This is a genomic window from Gemmiger formicilis, from assembly GCF_900167555.1.
Classification (GTDB): Bacteria; Bacillota; Clostridia; order Oscillospirales; family Ruminococcaceae; genus Gemmiger; species Gemmiger formicilis.
Genome location: NZ_FUYF01000050.1, coordinates 1 through 5,738 on the forward strand (window position 1 = coordinate 1; position 5,738 = coordinate 5,738).

General features: G+C 51.2%; 5 protein-coding genes. 2 read left to right on the plus strand and 3 right to left on the minus strand.

Annotated features, from left to right (window positions below; translation table 11 throughout):
- Positions 1 to 514: sugar-binding domain-containing protein (locus B5D32_RS14215; protein WP_338108553.1), on the minus strand; the 514-nt coding region annotated here is incomplete at its 3' end.
- Between B5D32_RS14215 and B5D32_RS15090 the strand changes: the two genes are divergently transcribed.
- Both B5D32_RS15090 and B5D32_RS14220 read left to right on the plus strand, forming a co-directional pair.
- On the plus strand, positions 491 to 1,000 hold the full coding sequence (locus tag B5D32_RS15090) for a P-loop NTPase fold protein (RefSeq protein WP_143402799.1): 510 nt from the start codon (positions 491 to 493) through the stop codon (positions 998 to 1,000). The two genes, B5D32_RS14215 and B5D32_RS15090, sit on opposite strands and share 24 nt — an antisense overlap.
- Positions 1,001 to 1,004: 4 nt before the next feature.
- Positions 1,005 to 1,619, plus strand: a complete 615-nt coding sequence (locus B5D32_RS14220) for a hypothetical protein (RefSeq protein WP_143402800.1) — start codon at positions 1,005 to 1,007, stop codon at positions 1,617 to 1,619.
- Positions 1,620 to 1,730: 111 nt separating this feature from the next.
- Here the strand turns inward: B5D32_RS14220 and B5D32_RS14225 are convergent, their stop codons facing one another.
- A complete protein-coding gene (locus B5D32_RS14225) occupies positions 1,731 to 2,114 on the minus strand; it encodes a hypothetical protein (RefSeq protein ID WP_078785621.1) in 384 nt (127 codons plus the stop codon).
- Between the two features lie 51 nt (positions 2,115 to 2,165).
- A partial coding sequence (locus tag B5D32_RS15305; protein WP_276327555.1) for a SpaA isopeptide-forming pilin-related protein occupies positions 2,166 to 5,738 on the minus strand: 3,573 nt, incomplete at its 5' end.

The following is a 5,738-nucleotide window of genomic DNA, read 5'->3' on the forward strand; positions in this document are numbered from 1 at the left end:
CGGCGGAATCGTAGTAACGCAGGCGGACAGCAACCCCTGCGGTGCTGCCGTGGATGTCGGTGGTGATGAAATAGTCCTCGATGCACTGTTCCGGTCGGTGCAGCAGGTAGACATCACGGAAAATGCCGTTCATGCGGAACATATCCTGATCTTCCATGTAACTGCCATCGCACCATTTCAGCACGAGGACCGCCAGATGGTTGGTGCCGTCCTGCAAAAACTTCGTTACATCGAACTCGCTTGTGGAATGGGCGACCTGACTGTACCCGACAAACTGACCGTTGAGCCAGACATAGAAGCAGGAGGCAACGCCCTCGAAGTTCAGAAATGCACGCGGGGCAGCGGCATCCTTTTGGTAGGTGAAGTCGTAGAGGTAAGCGCCGCAGGGGTTCTCTTTGGGAACATACGGCGGATCAGCGGGAAATGGATAACGGATGTTGGTGTACTGTTTGACTTTGGAAAAATCAAAAAGATAGCAAAAAGTGCGAATATGTTGCTGTCCATTGATATCCATGATTTTTTACCGATTGAGAAAGAAGTCTATTGTATAGTTGCAGGGGAAGAGCAGCCTGTTAAAAAGAAATTGGTTTTAGTATTTGACGATTTTGAGCGATGTAAAATCGGTGTAATTGATTTATTGGGAATTATAAATACCTATGTAGAAGACAAAAGAATTAAGACAATAGTAATTGCATCGGAAGATAATATAGAAGATGAGGAAAATTACAAAACTTTTAAGGAAAAAGTTGTAGAGCGAACAGTCAAGTTGGACATGGAGTATCGAAGAATCCAACAGGAAATGATTGAAGACTACAAGACAGAAACAAGTGAATACAAGGAATTCTTGAAAAAAGAAAGCCCAAAGCTATTCCAAGTATTTGAAGAAAGCGGGAGTCGCAATCTCAGAACATTCAAATCATGTTTGATAGATTTTGAACGTGTGTATGGGTTATGGCACAGCCTAAAACTTCCTACTGATGGTATGGGAGAGGCACTATGATTATGTGGCTCTTTTAGGAAGGCTTGATGATTTCCGGAAAATAGGTGTTCCTATACAGTGTGACGTTGATGATGCAAGATTGCTTCAGGGATTCCATAATAGAAAAGCTAAAATTATAAAGGGAGATATTTGTGAAGAACGTGGACACCGAAGACTTATGAGAGACGAAGGCGAAACTAAATTGACGCCACAAGAACAATCGCTCAATGAGGAAATAGAGAAGTTGCAAGATCAGTGGCCATACTTAATGAACGAGATTTTCTTTATAGATTACTTAAAGAACCCAACATACGAAAGAGGTCTCGCAGCGAAATCTAAAATACTTGTATGCTTTAATGACGAGCTACTTGCCGCATTTCTCTCTGCGTACAAAAAAGCAAATATATCGGAACAGCAAGAAATGCTAACTATATTAAAAGAAATATCTTTTAGGGGTGGCGCAGTAGAACGTGACGAGACGGATACAGAAGTCACAAGGAAAAACCTTGAAAAGTTGGAAAATGCTCTGAATTCAGAGGTTGAGCACACGTCCGATGCCGTAAAAAAGTTCTATGCAAACAGACATTTGGAGACTGTAAAGCAAATCAGACAAAAGTTCTTGAACACAAGGGAAATGTAACAACAAGAACAAAAGACAGAACGAAGTTAGTGTCATATATCGAGTGCGATACAAACAAATCCCCAAGGCAGCATGAAGTCACCTTGGGGATTGTTGTTATTTGGCGCCTATTTACCGATTCAGAAAAATCCTCGCCGCGCAAGGCTCGGGAATCTCCCAGCTGACGTACAAATCATTCAACGGACAGGCGTGGGGGTCGCGGATGTGCTCATCAATCCAGCCTTTGTATAGTTCACAGAAGTTGGCTTTCGTGAGGATGGCACGGCACTCGGACTTGTCCACGGTGGTGCTGAACAAGTATTCCACATCATGTACCGGCACGATTACCGGCGCGCCGGCCGTGTCAAAGGCACAGAGCAAATTCTTGCAGCTACGGCTCGCAGCACGCTGACAGTCGCCGCACTCGATGTAGATAGTGTTGCGCCAATCGCGACCTGTGGTGCGCAGGAACTTGCAAAGATGCGAATTGGTGGAAGTAAAACAGGAAACGGACAAAATATCACTCCATTCTTAAATTGTGCGCAGTGTAACAACTTGGCACAGTTTTTATAAAATGCTGCCGGTCTGCGGGAAAGTTTTCATAAGCGGCACGGGCGTATCGGTGCGCTCATCGTACATGGCAAGGTACCCCTCGGAAGATTTCTGCCAGCCGCCGTCCTGCCAGATGAATACAACAAGGGCATCGTTCATCTGCATGACTTTGAACGTGATACTCTCGGCAACCAGATAGCCGTCCGGGGCCAGTTCTTCCACCATCGTGTAGACGTGTTCGCTGGTGTCATCGGACAAAAGCAGCAGATTTTTGTGCGGGTCTTTGGCGGCGGAGCGCTCCGGCAGTACGCGAATGGCATGGTCGCCGTCCGTAGTTGTCCAGCGATCAATGGTCGTGCCGTAGGCATCGCGGATCGTTAAGCGGGCATCTGTCAGCTTTGCATTGGTGGCAATATCTCGTTTGGTGAGAATCAGCGCGTGCGCCGGGGCATCGTACATCGTAACTTTCTGAATTTCCCCGGTCTCCTGCACGGTAAAGTGTACTTCCTCACTGAGCAGATACCCGGCCGGGGCAGCTGTCTCAGTCAGCGTATACTCACCGGGCTTCAGACGCTCGATACGGTGGGGCTGGCCGTTGGTCTCCCACTCGGCAATGGTGTTGCCGCTGGCATCGGTGATTTTCAGCTTTGCACCGGGCAGTTCGCGGCCATCCGTCATGTCAGCCTTGGAGATTTCGACCTTGGTGAAGTCATCTTTCATCTCCACGCGCTGAATATCCTCGGTAGGACCAACCTCAAAGGTAACGCTCTCGGCGCGAACATAGCCTTGCTCGGTGGGAGCCATCGTTTCGGTCAGGGTGTACGTGCCCATCGGGATGCGCTCCATATAGTGGGGCGTGCCGTCCGTGACCCATTCAGCAATCGTCTTGCCGTCGGTGTCCGTGATTTTTAGCTTTGCACCGCTGATTTCCTTGCCGGTGGCAATATCGGTCTTGGAAATCTGCACCTTCGTGTAGTCATCCTGCATGAAAACGTGCTGGACTTTGCCGTCATCCTCGACCGTGAACCGAATGGCACTGGCAGGAACATACCCGGAGCCGTCCGGCACAAGGCTTTCCTCCAGCGTATATGTTCTGCCCGCAACCAGCACGGCTTCCATGTAGTGCGGCGTGTCCTCGGACACCCATTCGTCCACAACACTGCCGTCTTTATCCAGCACGCGCAGCGTGGCACCGGGGATTTCCTCGTGGGTCGCAATGTCGGCTTTGCTGATTTTTACGCGGGTGGGCGCATCTAGCATTGTCACGGTCTGGCTGAACCCATCGGAATTTTTCAGCAAAATCCAACTTGCAGAGTAGGTGATTTCTGCATCGGCGGGCTTGTCGGCAACCTGCTTATCGGCAAAGAACGCAGGAGCCGCTGCGCCGTTCAAATAGACCTTGTCAAACGTCAGGTCGGAGAAGTCACTCTCCCGCAGACACTTGGCAATCGCACGGTCATTGGCAGCGTTGGTAAAATCAACCACCAGCGTACTGTTCACGCAGCACCAGTTGGCAATGACAACGCCGTCTGCATCGAGATTCTTGCCCAGCAGCCTATCCCAGAAAGCGCGCAGCTTGGCGGGAATCGTAGTCACGGTGTCGTCAGAAAACACGGTGGTGGAGATGATGCTGCCGGACTGGTATTCGTCATCTTCGCTTTCGCGCAGCATCCAGACCGCGGTTTCCTGCAAGCAGCCGTTGTCGTTCGTGGCCTGCTCCAAGCGGAACTGAATTGCACGGGCGGTGGTATAGCCGTCTGCCGGGCGGGTTTCGGTCAAGGTGTAGATTTTGGAGGGATCGCAGTTCCCTGCAAAGTCATTGGAAAGGTGCAGCCCACGAATCACATGAGCCATGTCGCCGCTCTCCCAGCTATCCACCACATTGCCGTTCCAGTCGGTCACGGTCAAGGCGGCACCAGACAGGGAAAAGGTGTCATCAGAATCAGAGGTAAAAGCGCGCTTATCGATCTCTACGGTGGTCTGCTTGTCGGAGTGCAGGCAGTCAACGATCTGCCACGCGATGAACTGGTTCTCGTAGGTGAACTCCACAGGGATTACGCTTTGCTCAATCAGGTAGCCGTCCGGCACATTGACCTCGCGCAGATAGTAGCGTCCGCTGTTGGTCGTCCAGTCGTGGACATCGCTGCTGCCGTAGCGTTCGCCGCGCAGGGGAATGTCTACATCAAAATAGGCAAGGCCGTTTTCATCGGTGGTTGCTGTACCCAGCAGCGTATCGGCGGAGGCCAGCAGCTCGCCGGAGGTGCTGTAAATGTCGTCTGCGGTGTACAGTTCATAAACAGCCCCTGCGACCATCTTGGCATCTGCCGGGATGTCGGCGCGGTTGTTGCCGCCATTCAAGAGGGAGACGCGGGTCTTACAGCCGTCTGCATATGGTGCTTCATCAGTCAAATCGCAGGTGTCGCGGTCCAGTTTATACAGCCCAACACCGACTTTGCCCTCCTCAACGACTGGCAGCACGCGGGCATTCTCAAAGACGAGAATCTGCTTTTCAATCTGTTCGGCGCTGGCATTGCCTACATTTATAATAGAGTAGTCGTAGACAACATCGCCGTCCTGTGTGTGGTCGATGATAGACTTCGCAAGCACCAGATCGTTGTACTGGTTATCCCAATCCAGCACCACCGTGTAGGTGTGGTCGGTATGGACAAACCCGTAGGGAGCCTGTACCTCGGAAATCGTGTAGGTACCCAGCGGCAGCGTGATGGTAACTTCGCCCTTGGTGCCATCGTGGGTCACTTTCAGAAAATCGTAGGTTGCAGTGGTTCGTGTGGGGCTGAACCGGACTTCGTCCACCTGTCCATCTTCGGCAGTGGTAACGGTGGCGACAAGGTCGCCGTCTGCGTACCAGAGCGTACCTTGATTGTCCGGCGTGGGAATGTCGTCCTGTGCGCGGATCTCATAGGTGGCATTGGCAAGATTGTCCGTCTCGTACATGAACTGCCCGTTTTCATACCCGGTCAGCACGTTGCCGATTTTGCGGATTTTGATTTGCCCCAATGTCTCGTGGTTATAGTAGTTTTCGGTGATGACATAGTCATCCATGCCATCGACACTGCCGCCTCTGACCTGATACACACGGTCAGAGGTCAGTTCAAACACGACATTGTACTGGCGGTCATTGAAATACCCGCGCGGGCCCTCGACCTCAACGATGCGGTACTTGCCCAGTGGCAGTTTTTCGGGGGTCTTCATTTCGCCGTTGGAGTCGGTATAGAAAGTGCTGGTCTTTGCCCAAGCATTGCCGGATTTCGGGTCGTTCATCTCCACAAGGGTTTCACGGCCGTCCTCGGTAATGTAGTAAAGGTTGAACGTGGTGTCGGCAATTTTGACAGGTTTTCCCGTCTCTATGTCAATTTTGACAAGCTGCAAGTAACCCTCTAACTCTTCGTCCAGAATGTTGTAGGTCATGTAGCTGTCACTGGGCGTTGTGATGCTGCCGGCAGGCACAGTAAAGCTGCTCTGCGGGCTGGACGCATTGACATTGATAAGGAACGGTTCAGCCTGAAAAACATCCTTCGGTACGGTGGTTTCCACGACGATGTACTGGCCGTAAGGAAGCCCCTGCAC